The sequence below is a fragment of the Pseudomonas sp. IT-P100 genome (genome assembly GCF_949767185.1).
In the GTDB taxonomy this organism is placed as follows: Bacteria; Pseudomonadota; Gammaproteobacteria; order Pseudomonadales; family Pseudomonadaceae; genus Aquipseudomonas; species Aquipseudomonas fluorescens_B.
Genome location: NZ_CATKQK010000017.1, coordinates 35,541 through 57,468, shown reverse-complemented (window position 1 = coordinate 57,468; position 21,928 = coordinate 35,541). Strand labels below are relative to the sequence as shown.

Genomic DNA, 21,928 nt, shown 5'->3' with positions numbered 1-21,928 from the left:
ATCTGTGTTGGATTTGAAAGAACAGTACGGAGAAACAACATGAGCCAGACTCAGGCAGAACGACTCAAGGCGGAGCGCAAACTGGCGGAAAACCAGTTCGATATCACCCAGTACGATCACGTGCCACGGCGTTATTACGGGCGAATCTTTTTCGCCACCGTGATCGTCATCGCGATCTTCGGCCTGGTGCGGGCCTTTGCCGAAGGCAAGATCGAATGGTCGTATATCGGCCAGTTCCTCACCTCCCAGGCCATCATGTGGGGCTTGCTCAATACCATCGTCATGGCGGTGCTGGCGATGGGGCTGGGCATTGTGTTCGGGGTGATCACGGCGATCATGCGCATGTCGGCCAACCCGATCCTGCGCTACGTGGCGGTGACCTACACCTGGCTGTTCCGCGGCACGCCGCTGATCCTGCAACTGCTGTTGTGGTTCAACCTGGCGCTGATTTTCCCCACCATCGGCATCCCCGGCCTGTTCGAAATGGACACCGTGAGCCTGATGACGCCCTTCGTGGCCGCCCTCCTCGGTTTGAGCATCAACCAGGGCGCCTACACCGCCGAAGTGGTACGCGCCGGCCTGTTGTCGGTGGACACCGGACAGTACGAGGCCGCCAAGTCGATCGGCATGCCGCGCCTGCAGGCGCTGCGCCGGATCATCCTGCCCCAGGCCATGCGGGTGATCATCCCGCCGGTCGGCAACGAATTCATCGGCATGGTGAAAATGACCTCCCTGGCGAGCGTCATCCAGTACTCGGAATTGCTCTACAACGCCCAGAACATTTACTACGCCAACGCCCGGGTCATGGAGCTGCTGATCGTCGCCGGTATCTGGTACCTGGCCACCGTCACTGTCCTGTCCTTCGGTCAAAGCCGTCTGGAGCGTCGTTTCGCTCGCGGCGCCGGCAAGCGTTCTTGAGGAGCCCCACATGAGAAGCATCGTCAAGGCTGTGAGCCTGAACAAGTATTACGACCAGTTCCACGCGCTCAAGGACGTCAACATCGAAGTCGAGCAAGGCGAAGTGCTGTGCATCATCGGCCCGTCCGGCTCCGGTAAAAGCACCTTGCTGCGTTGCATCAATCAGCTGGAGAAAATCGACAAGGGCGGCCTGTGGGTCGACGGCGAACTGGTGGGTTACCGCATCGCCGGCAACAAACTGCACGAACTCAACGAAGCGCAGATCGCCCGTCAACGCCTGTCCACCGGCATGGTGTTCCAGCGTTTCAACCTGTTCCCGCACATGACTGTGCTGCAAAACATCATCGAAGGGCCGTGCCAGGTGCTCAAGCGTTCGCCCAAAGAGGCGCACGAAGAAGCCGTGGAACTGCTCGCCCGCGTCGGCCTGGCCGACAAGCGCAACAGCTACCCGATCGAGCTTTCGGGTGGTCAGCAACAGCGCGTCGCCATTGCCCGTGCATTGGCCATGCGACCCAAGCTGATGCTGTTCGATGAACCCACTTCGGCACTCGACCCGGAGCTGGTCGGTGAGGTGCTGTCGGTGATGCGCGATCTGGCGCAAACCGGCATGACCATGATCGTCGTCACCCATGAACTGGGCTTCGCCCGTGAGGTTTCCAACCGCATGGTGTTCATGGACGGCGGGCAGATCGTGGAGGCTGGAAGCCCCGAAGAAATACTAATAAGTCCGCAAAACCCACGCACCCAAAGCTTCATTTCTGCCGTTCGAACCTAAGTGCCCTTTGGCGCTCACAACACTCATAAGAGAACGACCATGAAGAACTTCGTTATCCCAGCAGTACTCGCAGGCCTGATGGCATCCAGCGTCAGCTTCGCCGCCGAATTGCCGGCCAGCATCAAGGAAAAAGGCGAGATCGTCGTCGCGATCATGCCGAACTACCCGCCGATGGATTTCAAGGACCCGGCCACCAACACCCTCACCGGCCTCGACTATGACCTGGGCAACGCCCTGGCCGAGCGTCTGGGCGTGAAGATCAAATGGCAGGAAACCGGTTTCGAGCAAATGATCAACGCGCTCACCACCGACCGCGTCGATATGGTGCTGTCAGGCATGACCGACACCGTCGAGCGTCAGGCCAGCGTGACCTTCGTTGACTACTTCACCAGCGGTCCACAGTTCTACACGTTGCAGAAAAACAAAGACTTCAACGAAATCACCGACCTGTGCGGCAAGAAAGTCGGCACCAGCCGCCGTACCACGTTCCCGGCGGAAATTGCTGAATACAGCAAGGCCCACTGCGAAGCCGCCGGCAAACCGGCCATCGTGGTGGTCGGTACCGAAGGTTCGGCGGATGCCCGCGCGCAACTGCGTCAGAGCCGTATTGATGCGGCGATGCAAGGCAGCGAGACCTTGTCGTACCTGAAAACTCAAGAAAAGGACATGTACAAAACCGTCGGCCAGCCGATTTCCGTGCAGTTCTCCGGCATGGGCCTGAGCAAGAAAAAGCCTGAGCTGAGCGAAGCGGTGAAAGTCGCGTTGCAGAGCATGATCGATGACGGCAGCTACGCCACCATCCTGAAAAAATGGGACCTGGAATTGGGCGCGATCAAGACGGCGACCATCAACGCGGGCAAGTAATGCGTGCTCCCACAGAGGTCTCGGTCGATCGCAATGTTGTGACCAACCCATAAACCTGTGGGAGCGAGCTTGCTCGCGAAGGGGCCTTGTCAGCCGGCATTTAAGTTGAATGACACACCACTTTCGCGGGCAATCTCGCGCCCACAGGCGCCGGTGTTAACTGATAAAAGTTGGAGCGCTACTGATGTCCTCCTCACCCCAACCCACCTGGCCCGGCCAGCACACAGCTTGCCTCGCCCTGGCCTTCGACCTCGATGGCCCCACCGGCGATGCGATGCTCAACGGTTCGATCTGGCACAAGCCCGAGTACTTCGGTTTCGGTGGTTACGGCCCTTACCGCGCACTGCCGCGGATTCTCGATCTGCTCGATGAGTTCCGGATTCCGACCACCTTCTTCGTTCCGGCCTGGGTCGTGGAGAACTGGCCGAAACAGTGCCAGGCCATCGTCGAGCGCGGGCATGAGGTGGCGTACCACGGCTACAAACACGAATCCTTTTACGCCCTGACGCTGGAACAGCAAAAGGACGTGATGAACAAATCCCGCGAGGTGTTCTGGAAATACCTGAACATTCGCGCTGAAGGCTTCCGCACGCCGTCCGGTGACTGGCGGGCCGAGACGCCGGCGATGCTGGTGGAAGCAGGCGTGGCCTATTCCAGCAGCATGCGCGGCGACGACCGGCCCTATCTGGTCAACGTCCCGGGCTTCGAAACGCCACTGGTGGAAATCCCCGGTCGCTGGGAAATGGACGACTACGCCTCCCTCGCCTACACCCGCGCGCCGGACTTCCCCAGCGGGTTGGACCGCACCGCCAGTTATGAGCTGACCCTGGACAACTGGTGCCGAGAATACGACGGTGCCATGAATGAAGGGTTGTGCCTGACCACCCTGTTCCACCCCAAGATCACCGGCAAACCAGGACGCATCCTGTTGCTGGAAAAACTCTTCGAACACATGCGCCAGCGCGACGACGTGTGGTTTGCCACCTGCCGCGATGTCGCCCAGTGGTGGCTGAAGGAGCATCACCATGGCTGATTCCATTCTCTGGCCCAAAGGCTACCGCTGCGCCGTGGTGCTGACCGTCGATTACAACGACATCCACGGCATTCTCACCCAGGCGCCCGAAGTCGCCGGGCGCGACAAAACGCTGTCAGTCTGGCGTTACGGCACACAACGGGGCGTCGACCGCTTGCTGGGTCTGTTCGAAGAACTGGGTGTTTGCAGCAGCTGGTTTGTCCCCGGCATCGTTGCCGAGGAGAACCCGGAACACATCCGGGCGATTCAGGCGGCTGGGCATGAGGTTGCCTGCGCCGGGTATCGTCACCAGAACTACGACACCCTCGATCTGAAGCAGCAGACCGCCGAGATTGCCCGCGGCTGCGAAGCGTTGCAAGCGCTGACCGGTCAACGCCCGACCGGGTTTCGCGTTCCGGCCGGCAACGGTGCGCCGGGGTTCATCGAGGCATTACGGGATCAAGGCATTCGCTGGTCTTCCTCGTGGCGTGGCGATGATTTGCCGTTCGCTCACCCCACGGCGCCCGGCGTGATCGAGCTGCCATTGCATTACGAACTGGAAGACGAACCCTACTTCGCCTTCAACCTGAGCCCGGCGGTGCCGCCGGCGCAATCGCGGATCGCTTCCTACAGCCACACCCTGGGCAACCTGCAAATGGACTTCGCCGGGTTTCACCGCTTCGGGCTCTGTTATGTGCTGCGCCTGCACCCCGAAATCATTGCCACGCCGGGACGGATTGGCGTGTTGCGCGAACTGCTGCAGGGCATTCAGCAGCACGACGACGTTTGGATCGCCAGCGGTGCCGACGTAGCTCAATGGTGGGCCGAATCCGCGCCGCCCGTGGCCGAGGATCACCCGGCGTCGGTGTACGAGCGACATTATCGGGATTACCTCCTATGACCGAACGCTTGCAAAGACTGGCGCAGTTTTGTGTCGACACACGATTTGAAGACTTGCCGCCGGCACTGGTAGCGCAAGCCACGCGGCATATCCTCGACACCTTTGGCGCGACGCTGGCCGGGGCTGGCAGCGATGTGGCAAAGCAGGCGCGGCAGGTGTTCGAGGGTGAAAGCGGCACCGCGCGGGTCTGGGGCACGGATGTGCGGGTCGGCGCCGCGCAGGCCGCCATGCTCAACGGCGTCGCCGCCCATGCACTGGAACTGGACGACACTGGTGGCTGCGATCATTCCGGCGCGGTGGTGTTGCCGGCGGTGATGGCTGCGGTGTCGATGTCCGCTCGACCTGTCAGCGGTCGCGAGTTGATCACCGCCGTGGTCATCGGCTACGACGTCGGCCGCCGCGTGCTCGAAGCCTGCGGCGGTTACTCGGCGCACAACGGCGCCGGCTGGCACTCCACGGCGACCTGTGGCGTCTTCGGCGCGGCAGCCGCGAGTGGGCTCATTCTGGGGTTGAACGCCGGACAAATGGTGGCGGCACTCGGCATCGCCGGCAGTTTCAGTGGCGGATTGTGGGCCTTCATCCACGACGGCTCGCAAAGCAAAAAACTGCACAGCGGCCGAGCCGCCGAGGGTGGACTGCTCGCGGCGCGGTTTGCTCTGCAAGGCGTCACGGGGCCGACGAAGTTATTCGATGACGTCTGGGGCGGGTTTCTAAAGACCCTGGCCACCGGGATGGCTCAACCTGAAGCGCTGGATGCGGATCTCGGGACTGTGTGGAAACTCGCCCGCTGTTCAATCAAGCCATATGCCTCATGCCGAGGGACACACTCGGCCATCGACGCCTTGGGACTGCTGCTGGAACAATTGCAGGTCAACGTCGATCAGGTCGAGGACATACAGGTCTCGCTGTGCGGTTTCCTGCAGGACATGTGCGGCGGTCAGGACGTGAGCACGCTGGCGGCCGCGCAGATGAGCCTGCCGTATGCCCTCGCCGCCCGGCTGGTGCATGGCCATTGCCGACTGGAAGCCTATGACGATGAACAGCGAGGCGATCCACGGATTGCCCAGTGGATGTCGCGTATTCGCCTTGAAGTGGACCTGCGACTGTCAGAGGATGGCGAGCCCGTGGTGAGCGTGCAGACCGTGGACGGTCGGCAGGCCAGGCTTTGTGTCGATCCACCGTTGGGTGCGCCGGGTAATCCGTTGAGTGACGAGGCGCTGGAGCAGAAGTTTTTCAGTCTGGCCGGACGGGTGATGCCGAGGTCGCAGGCTGAAGAATTGGCTGAGCCGTTGTGGCGGTTGGAAGAACTCGAATCGGTTCGGTCGCTGGATCGGTGGTTGACTTGAATCCTGCCTTGCCCGCGATGGCCGCAACTCGGTCTCACGCCGAACACTACAGAATCTGAATAAGGACATTTGCCCCACCGTGGCCACTTACTCGCTTGTTATCCGCCGCTTGATGATCGTCTCGCTGACCATCGTCGTCAGCCGCGCCATCACCAGCCCGTTGCTGACGCTGTTCCTGAGCAACAAGCTCGGCCTCAACCAACAGGACGTTGGCTTGCTGCTGGGCATCGCGGTGTTCATCGCCACCCTGCTCGCGCTCTACGGCGGGTACATTATCGACCGCCTCGAAAAACGTCGCTTGCTGATCCTCGCCATGCTCTCCAGCGCCATCGGTTTCGTGCTGCTGACCTTCGCCGAAAACCTGTATTTGACCACCCTCACCCTGGTGATCACTGAAACGGCGTCGGCGCTGTTCCTGATCGGGTCGAAGGCAATCCTCAGCGAAAACCTGCCCATGGGCCAGCGCGCCAAGGCCTTTTCACTGCGCTACACCCTGACCAACATCGGCTACGCCACCGGCCCGATGCTCGGCGTGGTGATTGCCGGGGTGTACCCGATTGCGCCGTTCCTGATTGCCGGCGCGATCGCGTTTTTCAGTATCTTTTTAATGAGCGGAATCCCCAGGGACTCGGCGCAGACGCCCGCGATCGGCCAGCCACAGAGTTTCCTGAAAACCCTGATCACCCTGAAAAACGACCGCACGCTGATCATGTTTACCTGCGGCTGTCTGCTCAGCACCGTGGTCCACGGGCGATTCACCCTGTACCTGTCGCAATACCTGCTGGTGACCCACGACTCCAAGCGCGCCCTGGAAACCATGGCCGCCCTGCTCGCTTGCAACGCCATCAGCGTGATCCTGCTGCAATACCAGATCGGGCGTTTCCTCAAGCGCGAACAACTGCGTTACTGGATTGCCGGTGGTACCAGCCTGTTCATCCTTGGCCTGATCGGCTTCAGCCTGGCTGACAGCCTGGTGTCGTGGTGCGTGGCGATGTTCATTTTCACTCTCGGTGAAATGATCATTTACCCCGCCGAATTCCTCTTCGTCGACACCCTGGCGCCCGAGGAATTGCGTGGCAGCTACTACGGCGCGCAGAACCTCGCCGCTCTCGGGGGCGCGCTCAGTCCAGTGATTTGCGGCTTCCTCCTGATGCACACGCCGGCGCCGACGATGTTTTATGCGCTGAGCGCACTGACGGCCATGGGTGGTTTCCTGTGTTTCATGAGTGGTCGTCGAGTCGCCTTACCTCAAAAATAATGCACTCAAGCTGCATTAATATGAATTTGTCAGCATGTCGAATGAACGGCACACTGTGTCCTGTTCCTCCCCCAATAGTTGGAACACCTTCAAGGGCTTTCTGGGTATCCCAGCTAAGCCTTTTTTTTGCCTCGATTTTTTCAATGGGTCATTTGCCAAATGCTTGCTCGCTGGTTACCTGCCGCCATCAATACCCGACCCTCGGAATGGAGCCGCGCTGCCATCGGCATGGCGTTGGGCACGATGTTCAGCGTCTGGCTCTGCTCCCAGGTTTTCGGCATCGAAGTCGCGCAGCACCTGATCGGACCGCTGGGTGCGTCGGCGGTGTTGCTGTTCGCGGTGTCCTCCGGGGCGCTGGCGCAACCCTGGTCGATACTCGGCGGCTACTTGAGTGCCGGGGTGATCGCGCTGCTGGTCGCTCATGTGCTTGGACGCACACTCGGCAGCGCGTGCCTGGCCGCTGGCATGGCACTGATCCTGATGTGCTGGCTGCGCTGCCTGCATCCGCCGGCCGGCGCAGTGGCCTTGACGTTGGTGCTGGCCGATCCGGCGACCATCGCCCTGGACTGGAAAGCCCTCGCCCCGGTGATGCTCGGCGCTTCGACGATGTTGTTCAGCGCCCTGGCTTATAACAACCTGACGCGCATTCGTTACCCCAAGCGCGCCAGTGAACCGGTGGCCGTGGTGCCTGCCGATCATCCGCCGATCGATCGCCAGGCCATCACCGCCGAGGATTTGAAACTGGCCCTGGCGGAAATGGAGGCCTTCTTCGACGTCACGCCTGAAGACCTTGAGCAATTGATTCACGTCAGTGAATTGCATGCCAAACGCCGCAGCATTGGGGATGTGTTTTCTCGAAAGGGTTGAAGAAGATCAAAAGATCGCAGCCTTCGGCAGCTCCTGCGTTGGAACACGATCCGGCGCAGGAGCTGCCGAAGCCTGCGATCTTTTGCTTTCGACCTAAGGTAAAAATGCAGACTCGTACTGCACATATCCCGGTTGTACATGGCAAATTTGCACTGGTACGATCCAGCATCGCTCGCGCGCAAGCGTCTCTATAAAGAACAATAAAAGCAGGGAGTTACTGATGACTGCTCAGGTTTCATCGAAGGGGACTTCGTCCATGGATGCCACGCAATATGAAGTGCTGGCCGAGGTTCGCAACCACATCGGTCACCTGACCCTCAATCGCCCCGCCGGTCTCAACGCGATCACCCTGGACATGGTCCGCCACCTGCACCGCCAGCTCGACGCCTGGGCAAACGATCCGCAGATTCACGCCGTGGTTTTGCGCGGCGCAGGCGAGAAAGCCTTCTGTGCCGGCGGTGATATTCGCTCGCTGTATGACAGCTTCAAGAATGGCGACACGCTGCACAAAGATTTCTTTGTCGAGGAATACGCCCTCGACCTCGCTATCCACCATTACCGCAAACCCGTACTCGCCTTGATGGACGGTTTTGTCCTGGGCGGCGGCATGGGGCTGGTACAAGGGGCCGACTTGCGGGTGGTGACCGAGAAAAGCCGCCTGGCGATGCCGGAAGTGGCGATCGGTTACTTCCCGGATGTGGGCGGCAGTCACTTCCTGCCGCGCGTTCCCGGCGAACTGGGTATTTACCTCGGTGTCAGCGGCGTGCAGATTCGCGCAGCCGACGCCCTCTATTGCGGGTTGGCCGACTGGTACCTGGACAGCAACAAACTGGAGGCGCTGGACGAACACCTCGATCAGCTGGAATGGCACGACACGCCGCTAAAAGACCTGCAGGGCCTGTTGGCGCAACTCGCGGTGCAGCAATTGCCCGATGCGCCACTGAGCAAACTGCGCCCGGCCATCGATCACTTCTTCGCCCTCCCCGACGTGCCGAGTATTGTTGAGCAACTGCGCGAAGTCACGGTTGCCGACAGCCATGAATGGGCGATGACCACGGCCGATCTGCTGGAAAGCCGTTCACCGCTGGCCATGGCTGTAACCCTCGAAATGCTGCGGCGCGGCCGGCACTTGAGCCTGGAAGACTGCTTCGCCCTCGAGCTGCACCTGGACCGTCAGTGGTTCGAGCGCGGCGACCTGATTGAAGGCGTGCGCGCCTTGCTGATCGACAAAGACAAGAGCCCGCGCTGGAACCCGCCGACCTTGCAGGCGCTGGACGCCAAGCACGTCGCGAGTTTCTTCACAGGGTTTGACCGGAGCGGGAGCTGAGCCATGCACGATATCGAATTGAGCGAAGAACAAGTCATGATCCGCGACATGGCCCGGGATTTTGCCCGCGGCGAAATCGCGCCCCACGCGCAAGCCTGGGAAAAGGCCGGCTGGATCGATGACGGCCTGGTGGCGAAGATGGGTGAACTCGGCTTGCTGGGCATGGTGGTGCCCGAGGAATGGGGCGGCACTTATGTCGATTACGTCGCCTACGCCCTGGCGGTGGAAGAGATTTCCGCCGGTGACGGCGCCACGGGCGCACTCATGAGCATCCACAATTCCGTGGGTTGCGGGCCGGTCATGAACTACGGCACCGACGAACAGAAACAGACCTGGTTGCCGGACCTGGCCAGCGGCAAGGCCATCGGCTGCTTCTGCCTGACCGAGCCACAAGCCGGCTCCGAAGCGCACAACCTGCGCACCCGCGCCGAACTGCGCGACGGCCAGTGGGTGATCAACGGCGCCAAGCAATTTGTCAGCAACGGCAAACGGGCAAAACTGGCAATCGTGTTTGCCGTGACGGACCCGGATCTGGGCAAGCGCGGTATATCAGCGTTTCTGGTGCCAACCGATACCACCGGTTTCATCGTGGATCGCACCGAACACAAGATGGGCATTCGCGCTTCCGATACCTGCGCGGTGACCCTGAGCAACTGCACGATTCCCGAAGCCAACCTGTTGGGCGAACGCGGTAAAGGCCTGGCCATTGCCCTCTCCAACCTCGAAGGCGGGCGCATCGGCATCGCCGCGCAGGCGCTGGGCATCGCCCGTGCCGCGTTCGAAGCGGCGCTGGCCTATTCCCGTGATCGCGTGCAGTTCGACAAGCCGATCATCGAGCACCAGAGCATCGCCAACATGCTGGCCGACATGCACACCCGGCTGAATGCTGCACGGTTGCTGATCCTGCATGCCGCGCGCTTGCGCAGTGCCGGCAAGCCGTGTCTCTCGGAGGCTTCGCAGGCCAAGCTGTTTGCCTCGGAAATGGCCGAAAAGGTCTGCTCGTCAGCGATGCAGATTCATGGCGGGTACGGGTATCTGGAGGATTACCCGGTGGAGCGTTACTACCGGGATGCACGGATTACGCAGATTTATGAAGGGTCGAGCGAGATACAGCGAATGGTGATTGCCCGGGAGCTCAAGAACTACCAGGTGTGAAGCCTTAAAAGCTTCGCGGGCAAGCCCGCTCCCACAGGGATCTCCGGTGTCCACAGATGTTGTGTACACACGAGAACCTGTGGGAGCGGGCTTGCCCGCGATGGCGTCCGCAAGGACGCCGCATTACTTGCCGACGAACTCCGCCTCACGCTTGGCAATAAACGCCGCCATCCCTTCCTTCTGATCCTGCGTCGCAAATGCCGCATGGAACACCCGACGCTCAAAACGCACGCCTTCCGACAGGCTCACCTCAAACGCGCGGTTGACGCTTTCCTTGACCATCATCGCAATCGGCAGCGACTTCCTGGCGATCAACGTTGCGACTTTCAGCGCTTCCTCCAGCAATTCATCCGCCGGAACGATCCGCGCGACAATCCCGCAACGCTCCGCTTCCACCGCATCGATCAAACGCCCGCTCAGGCACATTTCCATCGCCTTGGCTTTACCGACTGCGCGAGTCAGGCGCTGGGTGCCGCCCATGCCCGGCAGCACGCCGAGGTTGATTTCCGGTTGACCGAACTTCGCGTTGTCACCCGCCAGGATGAAATCGCACATCAACGCCAGCTCGCAGCCGCCGCCCAGGGCAAAACCGTTGACCGCAGCGATGATCGGCTTACGGCGGTTAGCCACGCGATCACTGTCGCTGAACAGATCATCGAGGTAGATCTGCGGGTAGGTCAGCTCAGCCATTTCCTTGATGTCGGCACCGGCGGCGAAGGCTTTCTTCGAGCCGGTCAGCACGATGCAACCGATGTTCGAATCCGCTTCCAGGCCATCGAGGGCGTGGTTCAGCTCGCTGACGATCTGCGCGTTCAACGCGTTCAGCGCCTGCGGACGGTTCAGGGTGATCAGGCCGACACGGCCGTGGGTTTCCAGCAAAATCGTTTCGTAACTCATAAATAACTCCTGTTTTGCATAACGCTCAATCTCTGTAGGTGTTTTTTAGAGACTGCGCGAAATGACCATGCGCTGAATATCACTGGTGCCTTCGTAGATCTGGCAGACCCGCACGTCGCGGTAGATCCGCTCGAGCGGGAAGTCGTTCAAGTAACCGTAACCGCCGAGGGTTTGCAACGCGGCGGAGCATACCTTTTCAGCCATTTCCGAGGCGAAAAGTTTGGCCATGGAGGCTTCTACCAACGCCGGTTTGCCGCTGTCACGCAATGCCGCGGCGTAATGCACCATCTGCCGGGCGACGGCGATCTGGGTTGCCATGTCGGCCAGACGGAACGCGACGGCCTGGTGTTCGATGATCGGTTTGCCGAAACTCTCGCGCTCACGGGCGTAGTCCCGGGCCGCTTCAAACGCGGCGCGGGCCATGCCCACCGATTGTGAGGCGATGCCAACGCGGCCGCCTTCGAGGTTGGCGAGGGCGATCCGGTAACCTTCGCCCTCCTCGCCCAAGCGATTGGCCACCGGTACTTTGACGTCTTCGAACAGAATCTGGCAGGTGTCGGAGGCATGCTGGCCGAGCTTGTCTTCGACGCGGGCGACTTTATAGCCTGGCGAATCGGTGGGCACGATCAGCGCGGTGATCCCGCGTTTGCCGGCACTCGGGTCCGTCACCGCAAACACGATCACCACCCCGGCGTTCTGCCCGGAGGTGATGAACTGCTTGCAGCCGTTGAGAACGTAGTGATCGCCTTCGAGACGGGCGCGGGTTTTCAAACCGCTGGCATCGGAACCGGCTTGCGGTTCGGTCAACGCGAAAGCGCCGAGCATCGCTCCGCTGGCCAGCGGTTTCAGAAAGCGCTCTTTCTGATCGTCGTTGCCGTAGTTGAGGATCGGCACGCAACCGACCGAATTGTGCACGCTCATGATGGTCGAGCAGGCGCCGTCGCCCGCGGCGATCTCTTCCAGCGCCATGGCGTAGGCCAGGTAACCGGTGTCACAACCGCCCCACTGTTCCGGCACCAGCATGCCGAAGAAACCCAGATCGGCCATCTCGCCGATGGCTTCCTTGGGGAAACGGTGCTCGCGATCCCACTCGGCGGCGAACGGTTTCAGGCGTTCCTGGGCAAACTGCCGGGCCATGTCGCGGATCTGTTGTTGGTCGTCATTGGGAATCATGGTGAATCCTTAAAATCCGGGGTACGCCACAGAACTCTGTGGGAGCCAGCCTGCTGGATGGCTCCCACAGGGGTGAGGTTGGCCTAGTACAGGCATTCCACGGCCATCGCCGTGGCTTCACCGCCGCCGATGCAGATCGCTGCGACACCGCGTTTCAGGCCTTTCTGGCGCAGGGCCGAGAGCAAGGTCACCAGAATCCGAGCACCCGAGGCCCCGATCGGGTGGCCCAGGGCGCAGGCGCCGCCGTGTACGTTGAGTTTCTCGTGAGGGATTTCCAGGTGGGTCATGGCGGCCATGCCGACCACGGCAAACGCTTCGTTGACTTCGACCAGATCGACGTCGTTCAGCGACCAGCCGGTTTTCTTCATCAACCGCTTGATTGCACCGATCGGTGCCACCGGGAACAGGCCCGGCGTGTCGGCAAATGCCGCGTGGCCATGGATCAGCGCAAGGGGTTTCAAACCGCGTTTTTCAGCTTCGGAACGGCGCATCAATACCAGCGCCGCCGCACCATCGGAAATCGAACTGGAGTTGGCCGCCGTCACGGTGCCGCCTTCACGGAACGCCGGCTTGAGCGAGGCGATCTTGTCCAGTTTGGCTTTCGGTGGCTGTTCGTCGTTGCTGATCACCACCTGCTCTTTCCCGACGGTCACGGTCAGCGGCACGATTTCGTCCTTGAAGCTGCCGTCCTTGATCGCCTGCTGCGCGCGGGTGGTCGAGGCAATGGCGAACGCGTCCTGAGCCTCGCGAGTGAAGCCGTTGGTTTCGGCGCAATCTTCGGCGAAGGTGCCCATCAGGCGGCCCTTGTCGTAGGCGTCTTCCAGGCCATCGAGGAACATGGAATCGAGCACACGACCGTGGCCCATGCGGTAACCGCTGCGGGCGCGGTCCAGCAGGTACGGCGCGTTGGACATGCTTTCCATACCGCCGGCCACGACAACATCGGCGCTGCCGGCGATCAGCATGTCGTGGGCCAGAATGGCCGCTTCCATGCCCGAACCGCACATTTTGTTCAGGGTGGTGCAGCGGGTCGATTTATCCAGCCCGGCACCCAGCGCAGCCTGACGGGCCGGTGCCTGGCCAAGGCCGGCGGGCAACACGCAGCCAAACAGCACTTCTTCAATGGCATCCGGCGCCAAACCTGCACGTTCAACCGCAGCACGAATGGCGGCAGCGCCCAGTTGTGGCGCGGTCAGGCTTTTCAGTTCGCCCTGGAAACCACCCATCGGGGTGCGGACGGCGCTGACGATAACGATTGGATCGTTGGCAATAGTCATGACAAATCCTCCTTACTTCGCGGCCATGCGCAAGGCGCCGTCGAGACGGATCACCTCGCCATTGAGCATGCTGTTTTCAATGATATGCCTGACCAGCGCGGCATACTCGCCCGGTTTGCCCAAACGTGGCGGAAACGGCACGCCAGCGGCCAGGGAATCGCGGACTTCCTGGGTCATGCCGGCCATCATCGGGGTTTCGAAAATGCCCGGAGCGATGGTCATCACACGGATGCCGAAACGCGCCAGTTCACGAGCAGCGGGCAAGGTCAGGCTGACGATCGCGCCTTTGGACGCGGCATAAGCCGCCTGGCCGATCTGGCCATCGTAAGCCGCCGCCGACGCAGTGTTGATGATCACCCCGCGCTCGCCATCGGCATCCGGCTCGGTTTCGGCGATCGCCGCCGATGCCAGACGCAGCATGTTGAAGCTGCCGATCAGGTTCACGTTGATCACCTGGCTGAAACTGGCCAGCGCGTGCGGGCCGTTCTTGCCGAGGATCTTCTCGCCACGGACGATGCCGGCGCAGTTGACCAGGCCGTTGAGGCCGCCAAAGGCCTTGACCGTCGCCTGCACCGCCGCTTCAGCGGCCGCTTCGTTGCTGATGTCCGCGACCACGCTTTGCGCACCGAGACGTTCAGCCTGGGCCGCAACAGCGTCGGCGTTCATGTCCACCAGCATCACTTTGGCGCCGGCTGCGACCAGCATTTCAGCCGTGGCCGCGCCGAGCCCGGAGGCACCGCCGGTGACGAGAAAAACCTTGTTTTCGATCTGCATCATTGTGTCCTTGGATTCAAGCTGAAGCGTTCTTCGCCGCGGCCTCTTGAGCCTTGGCGATTTCCTGGTTGCGCAAGATAAAGCGCTGCAATTTGCCGCTTGGGGTTTTCGGCAACTCGCTGACAAATTCGATTTCACGGGGGTACGAGTGCGCGGCCAGACGCTTGCGCACATGTTGGCGCAGCTCTTCGGCCAATTCGGGGGCGGCGCGGTATTGCGCGCTGAGCACGACGAACGCTTTGACCAGCTCCGTGCGCTCCGGATCGGGCTTGCCCACCACCGCCGCTTCGACCACAGCCGGGTGTTCGATCAACGCGCTTTCCACGTCGAACGGCCCGACGCGGTAGCCGGAGGTGGTGATCACGTCATCACTGCGGCCGACGAAGCTGATGCTGCCGTCCGGGTTCCACTCGACGGTGTCGCCACTCAGGTAATAGTTGCCAACGAAGGCCTTGGTGGGCGCGCCTTCGTAACCGGCAAACCAGCACATCGGCGACTGAGTGCGGTCGATGGCCAGAATGCCCGGCTGGCCGACGCCCAGCTCCTGGTACTCGTCGTCGAGCACCACGATGCGGTGGCCTGGCGAGGCAAAACCGGCGGCGCCCAGGTGAATCGGATGTTCGAGACCGTGGTGGTTGCACAGGACCATGCCCAATTCGGTCTGGCCGTAATGGTCATGAATCACCACGCCGAGGTTGTCGGCGAACCAGCGAATCACTTCCGGGTTCAACGGCTCGCCGGCACTGCTGACGATGCGCAATTTGCCCTTGATCGATTTGGCGAACTCGTCGCCACCGGCGATCAGCAAACGATATGCCGTCGGCGACCCGGTGAGGTTGGTGATCCCGTATTTGTTGATCACCCGGCAGGTGCTTTCGAGGGTGAACGGGCCATCGTAAAAGGTGATCGGATGCCCCATCGACATCGGCCCGGTCACACCAAAATAGATGCCGTAGGCCCAGCCCGGATCGGCGACGTTCCAGAATGCATCTTCCGGGCGCAAGTCCACGGCGTCACGGGTGTAGCTCTGAAAGGCGACGATGGCCTTGAGCGGCACGGACAACGCCTTCGACGGACCGGTGGTGCCCGAGGTGAACATCAGCAGGAACGGCTCTTCACCGGTCAGCAGCACCGGCTCGCACTCGGGGGAATAGTTGGCCAGTTCGGCCCAGAAACTGAAATCGCCGCGGACAATGCCCTGGCCTTTCGCGCCACCGACGGTGACGATGGTCGGGCAGTCGGCAACTTCAGCGAGTTTGGAGCGGTTGACCGCGTCGGTCACCACCACTTTGGCGCCGGAACTGCTCAGGCGATGCTCGATGGCTTTGGGGCCGAATGCGGTGAACAGCGGCTGATACACCGCACCGATGCGCCAGGTGGCGAACACGGTGATCAATAATTCGATATTGCGCGGCAGCAGGCCGGCGACCTTGTCGCCTTTCTTCACGCCCTGAGCCAGGAGGAAATTGGCGAAACGCGCAGCCTTATCCTGCAGCTCGCTGAACGTGTACGTGGCGCTGGTGCCGTCGCGGCCTTCCCAGAACAGCGCGATGCGGCCTGGCAACGCATGCCGGTCGCAACACTCGACGCAGGCATTGAGGGCCGTCAGATCGCCCGCGAGCGCGGTATCGACGGTGTGCTGATAATTGAACTGTGACGTGGCAGACAAGTAATCGCGCATTGCCAGAATCCCTCTGTATTTTTATTAGGCTGGGGGGAACCGTAACCAACAGGGAAATACTCGCTCTGCGCGGGGGGTGGGGCAATGGTCAAAGCTATCAAGTTGTCTGACTGGTTTGGCCAAGAATTGAGGAATGCGGCGCCTGGGCGGCCGCCATCGCGGGCACGATCACTACAAAATCCGGATCAGTCGGCCTCGTTCAGAATCAAACTCCGGTAATGCCCCGGATTCGACCCCGACCACTTGCGAAAAGCCTTATAGAACGAACTCGCATCGGCAAACCCCAACCGCGTAGCGATCTCGGCGAAGCTGATACTCGGTTCAGCCAGCCAGACAATGGCCAGTTCCTTGCGCACGCTGTCCTTGAGCCCCTGATACGTCTGCCCCTCTTCCGCCAGTCGCCGACGCAAGGTCGAGGCCGACATGCACAGTTGTTGCGCCAGAGGTTCGGTCTCTGGCCACTGTTCGGCGGGCAACTGCCGCAAATCGTGCTTGATCCGGCTCGCCAGGCTCTCCGGGTCGCGGTACTTGACCAGAATATTGGCCGGCGCATGGGCCAGGAATCGCTTGAGTTCTTCGGCGCTGCGTTTGATCGGCAAATCCAGGCAGTCGGCGGAGAAAATCATCCGGGTGCGCGGCCGGTCGAAACGCAGGTTCTCGGAAAACATCACCTGATAGTCGTCACAGAAATCCGGCTGCGGGCAGCGCAACTCGATGGCCAGAATCGGAATCCGTCGTCCCGCCAGCCAACAGGCAACGCCGTGAACGATCATCCAGTAGGTGAAATAGGTAAAGGCGCGACGCGGGTCCTGGTCGTCTTCCAGCAGCACGATCTCTGCGAGGCTTTGCTGGCGAACCAGCTGCGCGGGCAGGTGTTCGAGCATCAACGACAGAAACCCCAGCCCCGAGGTCAGGCCGGCAGCGAGGCTCGGCTGGACCATGGAACAGCGGCACAGAAACGCCAGACTGCCGGATTTGAGCTTGCGCGGGTCCATGCCAAAAAATTCATCGTCCCGACGCCGCGCCAGCAAGCGCCAAAGCCGTGCGTACGCGGTGGCCGGCACGCGGGCTGTGGTCGATTCGAGCAGCCCCGGATCGATGCCGACCTTGTTCAACACCTCGTCGGTGGAGGCGCCGGGGGCGCAACTTTGCAACAGTGCTTCACGCACCAGTTGAATGGAGATGGTGTCTTTTTCCGACATTGAGCGGGGTGTGCCCTGTTTTTATGAATGGTGCGCATATTAGCCCGATAAGATCAAAAGATCGCAGCCTTCGGCAGCGCCTGCATTTGGTATGCATTACCTGTAGGAGCTGCCGAAGGCTGCGATCTTTTGATCTGTTCAGCTTAGGTTCAGGTTAATGCCAATGATTGCCATTTGGTAATGAGTGTCATTATGTTACAAATTAGCACCCTATCTAATTCCCAGACGGTGCCGAATGCTTGTCCCTTTTCTGATCATGCTGCGCGAAGGCATTGAGGCCGCATTGATCGTTGGCATCATCGCCAGCTACCTCAAGCAAACCGGTCGCGGTCAATGGATGCCTGCCGTATGGATCGGCGTGTTTCTCGCCGCCGCGCTGGCCCTGCTGGTGGGCGGTGGCCTGGAGTTGGTCAGTGCCGAATTCCCGCAGAAACAACAGGAACTGTTCGAAGGCGTGGTCGGCCTGGTCGCCGTCGGCATTCTCAGTTCCATGGTGTTCTGGATGCGCAAGGTGGCGCGTTCGATCAAGCATTCGCTGCACGTCTCCCTCGATCACGCGCTGACCGGCTCCAGGCATCAAGTGACTGCGCTGATCGCCATGGTGTTTTTTGCCGTCGCCCGGGAAGGCCTGGAAACGGTGTTCTTCCTGCTCGCGGTGTTCCAGCAGAGCGAAGGGCCGGCCGCACCGATCGGTGCCCTGCTCGGCCTGATCCTGGCGATCATCGTCGGTTTCCTGATCTACACCGGCAGCATGCGCCTGAACCTCGGCGCGTTCTTCCGCTGGACCGGCCTGTTCATCCTCGTGGTGGCCGCCGGCATTCTCGCCAACTCGGTGCAGGCGCTGCATGAAGCCGGGGTCTGGAATCACCTGCAAACCGTGCTGTTCGATTTCAGCGCCACGCTGCCGATGGATGGCCCGCTGGGGTCAGTGCTGGCCGGCATGTTCGGGTATCAGGATGCACCGACTGTCAGCACCCTGGGTGCCTACCTGATCTATCTGGTGCTGGCGCTGGTGATGTTTTTTCTCCCCGCGCCTGCACCCGTTAAACACGCTTCTTCCGTTTCCAGTCAGTAAGGGCCTACATGTCAACGCCTACTCCTCCAGTGGCCTCCCCTCCCCGTGCCTTGCGCTGGGCGGTGGCCGGTTCGGTGATCGTGATGATCGCCGCCGGCGGCCTGTTCTACTACGCCTCAAAAATGGCTGCGGCCAAACGTCAGGCCAACCATGACGAAGTGCTGGTGACCATTCACCCGCACTGCTGCGAGCCGAATGCATTGACGGTGCCGGCCGGTCGCGCCAGTTTCCGCATCGTCAACCACTCGGACCGCGCCGTTGAGTGGGAAATCCTCGATGGCGTGCTGGTGGTCGAAGAACGGGAAAACATCGCCCCCGGCCTGAGCCAGGTGATCAACGCCAACCTGATGCCCGGCGATTACGCGATCACTTGCGGCCTGCTGAGCAACCCGCGCGGCACGCTGCATGTGACGCCTACCACCGCTTCCGATGCCGCGGCCAAAGCCAAACCGTCGATGGTCGCTTTCGTCGGGCCGCTGTCGGAGTTCCGCGTTTACCTGAGCAGCCAAAGCACCGCGCTGATCAAAGCCGTCACCGCGCTAGAGCAAGCCATCGAAGCCGGCGACCTGAGCCAGGCGCAAGCGTTGTATGTCCCGGCCCGCACCGCGTATCAGCGCATCGCCCCGGCCGCACAGCGCCTCGCCGAACTCGACAACACGATCAACGCCCGTGCCGATTACTTTGAAAAACGCGAGCAGGATCCGGGTTTCAGCGGTTTCCATCGCCTCGAATATGCGCTGTTCCAGCAACGCACCCTCGACGGCCTGACACCGGTGGCTCAACGGTTGCTGACCGACGTCACCACGCTCAAACAACAACTGCTCGCCCAATCGCTACCGCCGGAACAGCTGGTCAGCATCGTGGTGCGCAACCTCAACAACCTGGGCGAAGTGCGCGCGAGCAGCGGTGAAGAAGAACGCTACAGCCACACCGACTTGAACGGTTTCGCCGGCAACCTCTTTGCTGCCCGCAAAGTCGTCGACCTGTTGCGTCCGCTGCTGACCAAGTCCGCCGCCGAACTGCTGCCCACTCTCGACAACGCCATCGCCAGCCTCGATGTAGAACTTGACGGCTTCAAGGTCGAGAAAGGCTACGCGAGCTACGACAGCGTCAGCGCCGAACAGCGTAAACAGATCGCCGACAAGGCCAAGGCGCTGGCCGACGCACTCGACGGCATCGATCCCGCCCTCGGCCTTTCCGGCCTATAGCAGAAGACGAACTTCAGATGAACGATTCAGAGCAATTCAACCTTCAGCGGCGCCGGGTATTGATGGGCATGGGCGTCGCCGGCGTGGCCCTGGCCGGTTCAGCCTTGAGCTGCCCGGCCCTGGCCGCCAGCCCCGCGCAAGTCACCGAAGCGCCGAGCAGCGACAAGACCGAGGACCGCCACGATTTCCATGGCCAGCACCAGAGCGGCATCGTCACCCCTCGACCGGCGTCCGGCATGCTGGTGTCGTTTGATGTGTTGGCCAGCGACCGCGAGGACCTGGAGCGGCTGTTCCGCACGCTCAATGAGCGCATCGCGTTCCTGATGCACGGCGGCCCGGTGGCGCAGGTCGATCCGAAACTGCCGCCGGTGGATTCAGGCATTCTCGGCCCGGTGGTGACGCCGGATAACCTCACCATCACCGTGTCGGTCGGCGAATCGTTGTTCGATGAGCGCTTCGGCCTGGCGAACGCCAAACCGAAACGGCTGATCCGCATGGTTGGCTTTCCCAACGATGCGCTGGAGGCCGATTGCTGCCACGGCGACCTGAGCCTGCAGTTCTGCGCCAACACCGCCGACACCAACATCCATGCACTGCGCGATATCGTGAAGAACCTGCCGGACCTGCTGCTGGTGCGTTGGAAACAGGAAGGCAGCGTACCGCCGCAGGCTCCCGCGAAACCGGGGGTGCCGGCACAGAGCGCGCGCAACTTTCTGGGCTTTCGCGACGGCTCGGCCAACCCCGACTCCAACGACGCCAAGGCCATGGACAGCATCGTCTGGGTCCAGCCCGGCAACGACGAACCGGCCTGGGCTGCCAATGGCAGCTATCAAGCGGTGCGGATCATCCGCAACTTCGTCGAACGCTGGGACCGCACACCGTTGCAGGAACAGGAAAGCATCCTCGGACGAATCAAAAGCACAGGCGCACCCATGGGTGGCGCTCATGAAACCGAGGTCCCGGATTACGGCAAGGACCCGGAAGGCAAGCTGACCAAGCTTGACGCCCATATCCGCCTGGCCAACCCGCGCACCGCCGCGAGCCAGGCCAACCTGATCCTGCGCCGGCCGTTCAACTACTCCAACGGCGTGAACAAGAACGGTCAGCTGGACATGGGATTGCTGTTCATCTGCTACCAGGCCGATCTGGAAAAAGGCTTTATCACTGTGCAAACCCGACTCAACGGTGAACCGCTCGAGGAATACCTCAAGCCGGTCGGCGGGGGATACTTCTTCACCTTGCCGGGTGTGACGGGCGACCAGGATTTCATCGGTCGCTCACTGCTTGACGCTGCCTCCCCAAAAACAACCGCATAACCACCCCCATACGGAACCGTCCCATGAAAAAGTCGCCCCTCGCGTTACTGCTGACCCTTGGTTTGCTCAACACCCCGCTTTCGGCTTTCGCGGCGACGGCGCCGCTGGAACTGGTGGGGCCGATCTCGGACTACAAGATCTACGTCACTGAACAATTGGACGAACTGGCCAGCCACACTCAGAAATTCACCGACGCAGTGAAGAAAGGCGACCTTGCCACCGCGCAAAAACTCTATGCACCGACCCGGGTTTACTACGAGTCCATCGAGCCGATCGCCGAACTGTTCAGTGACCTGGACGCGTCCATCGACTCCCGTGTCGACGATCACGAAAAAGGCGTGAAGGCCGAAGACTTCACCGGTTTCCACCGCATCGAGTTTTCGCTGTTCTCCGAGAAAAGCACCAAGGGTCTGGGACAATTGGCTGATGGCTTGAACAAGGATGTCAAAGACTTGCAAACCCGCGTGGCCGGCCTGACCTTCCCGCCCGAGAAAGTGGTGGGTGGCGCGGCGGCGTTGTTGGAAGAAGTCGCGGCGACCAAGATCTCCGGCGAGGAAGATCGCTACAGCCACACCGATCTTTACGACTTCCAGGGCAACATCGACGGCGCGAAGAAAATCGTCGACCTGTTCCGTCCGCAGATCGAGAAGCAGGACGCGGTGTTCATGGCCAAGGTCGACAAGAACTTTGCAACGGTGAACAAGACATTGGCCAAATACAAGACCAGGGATGGGGGTTTTGAGACTTACGACAAAGTGAAGGACAGCGACCGTAAAGCGCTGGTTGGGCCGGTGAATACATTGGCTGAGGACTTGTCGACGTTGCGTGGGAAATTGGGGCTGAACTGAGTTTCAACCCTTTGAAGGACGCTTCGCGGGCAAGGCTTGCTCGCGAAGCCGTCC

Annotated in this window: 20 protein-coding genes; 14 read left to right on the top strand and 6 right to left on the bottom strand. The window is 61.1% G+C overall.

Annotated elements, in window-relative coordinates:
* Positions 1-39 precede the first annotated feature (39 nt).
* The 10 genes from ACM6IQ_RS15510 to ACM6IQ_RS15465 all read left to right on the top strand — a co-directional run bounded on the left by ACM6IQ_RS15510 (position 40) and on the right by ACM6IQ_RS15465 (position 10,423).
* Positions 40-918 carry an amino acid ABC transporter permease gene (locus ACM6IQ_RS15510; protein ID WP_017339041.1) on the top strand — a complete coding sequence of 293 codons (879 nt, stop codon included), beginning with the start codon at positions 40-42 and terminating at the stop codon, positions 916-918.
* Between the two features lie 10 nt (positions 919-928).
* Positions 929-1,693: an amino acid ABC transporter ATP-binding protein gene (locus ACM6IQ_RS15505; RefSeq protein ID WP_017339042.1), complete on the top strand. Its 765-nt coding sequence runs from the start codon at positions 929-931 to the stop codon at positions 1,691-1,693.
* 39 nt (positions 1,694-1,732) lie between these two features.
* On the top strand, positions 1,733-2,557 hold the full coding sequence (locus ACM6IQ_RS15500; RefSeq protein ID WP_017339043.1) for an ABC transporter substrate-binding protein: 825 nt from the start codon (positions 1,733-1,735) through the stop codon (positions 2,555-2,557).
* A 184-nt stretch (positions 2,558-2,741) separates the two neighbouring features.
* On the top strand, positions 2,742-3,590 hold the full coding sequence (locus tag ACM6IQ_RS15495; RefSeq protein ID WP_414879249.1) for a polysaccharide deacetylase family protein: 849 nt from the start codon (positions 2,742-2,744) through the stop codon (positions 3,588-3,590).
* Positions 3,583-4,470, top strand: coding sequence for a polysaccharide deacetylase family protein (locus ACM6IQ_RS15490; RefSeq protein ID WP_414879248.1), 888 nt, complete (start codon positions 3,583-3,585; stop codon positions 4,468-4,470). The genes ACM6IQ_RS15495 and ACM6IQ_RS15490 overlap by 8 nt, the downstream gene beginning before the upstream one ends.
* A complete protein-coding gene (locus ACM6IQ_RS15485; protein ID WP_414879247.1) occupies positions 4,467-5,816 on the top strand; it encodes an MmgE/PrpD family protein in 1,350 nt (449 codons plus the stop codon). Before ACM6IQ_RS15490 ends, ACM6IQ_RS15485 begins: the two co-directional genes overlap by 4 nt.
* Before the next feature lie 79 nt (positions 5,817-5,895).
* Entirely contained in the window at positions 5,896-7,074 is a 1,179-nt protein-coding gene (locus tag ACM6IQ_RS15480; protein ID WP_414879246.1) for an MFS transporter, read from the top strand.
* Between the two features lie 159 nt (positions 7,075-7,233).
* Complete coding sequence (locus ACM6IQ_RS15475) at positions 7,234-7,941, top strand: HPP family protein (protein WP_414879245.1); 708 nt, start codon at positions 7,234-7,236, stop codon at positions 7,939-7,941.
* A 220-nt stretch (positions 7,942-8,161) separates the two neighbouring features.
* The gene (locus ACM6IQ_RS15470) at positions 8,162-9,268 is read left to right on the top strand and encodes an enoyl-CoA hydratase/isomerase family protein (protein ID WP_414879244.1); all 1,107 of its coding nucleotides are present in this window, start codon (positions 8,162-8,164) and stop codon (positions 9,266-9,268) included.
* Positions 9,269-9,271: 3 nt separating this feature from the next.
* Positions 9,272-10,423, top strand: coding sequence for an acyl-CoA dehydrogenase family protein (locus ACM6IQ_RS15465; protein ID WP_414879243.1), 1,152 nt, complete (start codon positions 9,272-9,274; stop codon positions 10,421-10,423).
* 123 nt (positions 10,424-10,546) lie between these two features.
* On the opposite strand, the gene ACM6IQ_RS15460 is transcribed toward ACM6IQ_RS15465, so the two are convergent.
* The 6 genes from ACM6IQ_RS15460 to ACM6IQ_RS15435 form a co-directional block, all read right to left on the bottom strand.
* Positions 10,547-11,320: an enoyl-CoA hydratase gene (locus ACM6IQ_RS15460; RefSeq protein WP_017339051.1), complete on the bottom strand. Its 774-nt coding sequence runs from the start codon at positions 11,318-11,320 to the stop codon at positions 10,547-10,549.
* 45 nt (positions 11,321-11,365) lie between these two features.
* On the bottom strand, positions 11,366-12,493 hold the full coding sequence (locus ACM6IQ_RS15455) for an acyl-CoA dehydrogenase (protein ID WP_017339052.1): 1,128 nt from the start codon (positions 12,491-12,493) through the stop codon (positions 11,366-11,368).
* A gap of 83 nt (positions 12,494-12,576) precedes the next feature.
* Positions 12,577-13,770 carry an acetyl-CoA C-acyltransferase gene (locus ACM6IQ_RS15450; RefSeq protein ID WP_017339053.1) on the bottom strand — a complete coding sequence of 398 codons (1,194 nt, stop codon included), beginning with the start codon at positions 13,768-13,770 and terminating at the stop codon, positions 12,577-12,579.
* A gap of 12 nt (positions 13,771-13,782) precedes the next feature.
* On the bottom strand, positions 13,783-14,544 hold the full coding sequence (locus ACM6IQ_RS15445) for an SDR family NAD(P)-dependent oxidoreductase (protein WP_017339054.1): 762 nt from the start codon (positions 14,542-14,544) through the stop codon (positions 13,783-13,785).
* 16 nt (positions 14,545-14,560) lie between these two features.
* Positions 14,561-16,225 (bottom strand): AMP-binding protein, encoded by a 1,665-nt coding sequence (locus ACM6IQ_RS15440; RefSeq protein WP_414879242.1) that lies wholly within the window; start codon positions 16,223-16,225, stop codon positions 14,561-14,563.
* Positions 16,226-16,410: 185 nt separating this feature from the next.
* Positions 16,411-17,427 (bottom strand): AraC family transcriptional regulator, encoded by a 1,017-nt coding sequence (locus tag ACM6IQ_RS15435; RefSeq protein WP_017339056.1) that lies wholly within the window; start codon positions 17,425-17,427, stop codon positions 16,411-16,413.
* Positions 17,428-17,662: 235 nt separating this feature from the next.
* Here ACM6IQ_RS15435 and efeU point away from each other — a divergent pair, with 235 nt between their 5' ends.
* Genes efeU through efeO (ACM6IQ_RS15415) form a run of 4 tightly spaced genes read left to right on the top strand, consistent with a single transcriptional unit; the run spans position 17,663 to position 21,874 of the window.
* Positions 17,663-18,502, top strand: a complete 840-nt coding sequence (efeU, locus tag ACM6IQ_RS15430) for an iron uptake transporter permease EfeU (RefSeq protein ID WP_414879241.1) — start codon at positions 17,663-17,665, stop codon at positions 18,500-18,502.
* A gap of 8 nt (positions 18,503-18,510) precedes the next feature.
* Positions 18,511-19,710 (top strand): iron uptake system protein EfeO, encoded by a 1,200-nt coding sequence (gene efeO / locus ACM6IQ_RS15425; protein ID WP_414879240.1) that lies wholly within the window; start codon positions 18,511-18,513, stop codon positions 19,708-19,710.
* A 17-nt stretch (positions 19,711-19,727) separates the two neighbouring features.
* Positions 19,728-21,026 carry an iron uptake transporter deferrochelatase/peroxidase subunit gene (gene efeB / locus ACM6IQ_RS15420; RefSeq protein WP_017339059.1) on the top strand — a complete coding sequence of 433 codons (1,299 nt, stop codon included), beginning with the start codon at positions 19,728-19,730 and terminating at the stop codon, positions 21,024-21,026.
* A 23-nt stretch (positions 21,027-21,049) separates the two neighbouring features.
* The gene (efeO, locus tag ACM6IQ_RS15415; RefSeq protein WP_414879239.1) at positions 21,050-21,874 is read left to right on the top strand and encodes an iron uptake system protein EfeO; all 825 of its coding nucleotides are present in this window, start codon (positions 21,050-21,052) and stop codon (positions 21,872-21,874) included.
* Positions 21,875-21,928 lie beyond the last annotated feature (54 nt).

Coding starts and splice junctions, on each gene's coding strand:
- ACM6IQ_RS15510 (WP_017339041.1), top strand. CDS start 40: ATGAGCCAGACTCAGGCAGAACGACTCAAGGCGGAGCGCAAACTGGCG.
- ACM6IQ_RS15505 (WP_017339042.1), top strand. CDS start 929: ATGAGAAGCATCGTCAAGGCTGTGAGCCTGAACAAGTATTACGACCAG.
- ACM6IQ_RS15500 (WP_017339043.1), top strand. CDS start 1,733: ATGAAGAACTTCGTTATCCCAGCAGTACTCGCAGGCCTGATGGCATCC.
- ACM6IQ_RS15495 (WP_414879249.1), top strand. CDS start 2,742: ATGTCCTCCTCACCCCAACCCACCTGGCCCGGCCAGCACACAGCTTGC.
- ACM6IQ_RS15490 (WP_414879248.1), top strand. CDS start 3,583: ATGGCTGATTCCATTCTCTGGCCCAAAGGCTACCGCTGCGCCGTGGTG.
- ACM6IQ_RS15485 (WP_414879247.1), top strand. CDS start 4,467: ATGACCGAACGCTTGCAAAGACTGGCGCAGTTTTGTGTCGACACACGA.
- ACM6IQ_RS15475 (WP_414879245.1), top strand. CDS start 7,234: ATGCTTGCTCGCTGGTTACCTGCCGCCATCAATACCCGACCCTCGGAA.
- ACM6IQ_RS15470 (WP_414879244.1), top strand. CDS start 8,162: ATGACTGCTCAGGTTTCATCGAAGGGGACTTCGTCCATGGATGCCACG.
- ACM6IQ_RS15465 (WP_414879243.1), top strand. CDS start 9,272: ATGCACGATATCGAATTGAGCGAAGAACAAGTCATGATCCGCGACATG.
- ACM6IQ_RS15460 (WP_017339051.1), bottom strand. CDS start 11,320: ATGAGTTACGAAACGATTTTGCTGGAAACCCACGGCCGTGTCGGCCTG.
- ACM6IQ_RS15455 (WP_017339052.1), bottom strand. CDS start 12,493: ATGATTCCCAATGACGACCAACAACAGATCCGCGACATGGCCCGGCAG.
- ACM6IQ_RS15450 (WP_017339053.1), bottom strand. CDS start 13,770: ATGACTATTGCCAACGATCCAATCGTTATCGTCAGCGCCGTCCGCACC.
- ACM6IQ_RS15445 (WP_017339054.1), bottom strand. CDS start 14,544: ATGCAGATCGAAAACAAGGTTTTTCTCGTCACCGGCGGTGCCTCCGGG.
- ACM6IQ_RS15440 (WP_414879242.1), bottom strand. CDS start 16,225: ATGCGCGATTACTTGTCTGCCACGTCACAGTTCAATTATCAGCACACC.
- ACM6IQ_RS15435 (WP_017339056.1), bottom strand. CDS start 17,427: ATGTCGGAAAAAGACACCATCTCCATTCAACTGGTGCGTGAAGCACTG.
- efeU (WP_414879241.1), top strand. CDS start 17,663: ATGCTTGTCCCTTTTCTGATCATGCTGCGCGAAGGCATTGAGGCCGCA.
- efeO (WP_414879240.1), top strand. CDS start 18,511: ATGTCAACGCCTACTCCTCCAGTGGCCTCCCCTCCCCGTGCCTTGCGC.
- efeB (WP_017339059.1), top strand. CDS start 19,728: ATGAACGATTCAGAGCAATTCAACCTTCAGCGGCGCCGGGTATTGATG.
- efeO (WP_414879239.1), top strand. CDS start 21,050: ATGAAAAAGTCGCCCCTCGCGTTACTGCTGACCCTTGGTTTGCTCAAC.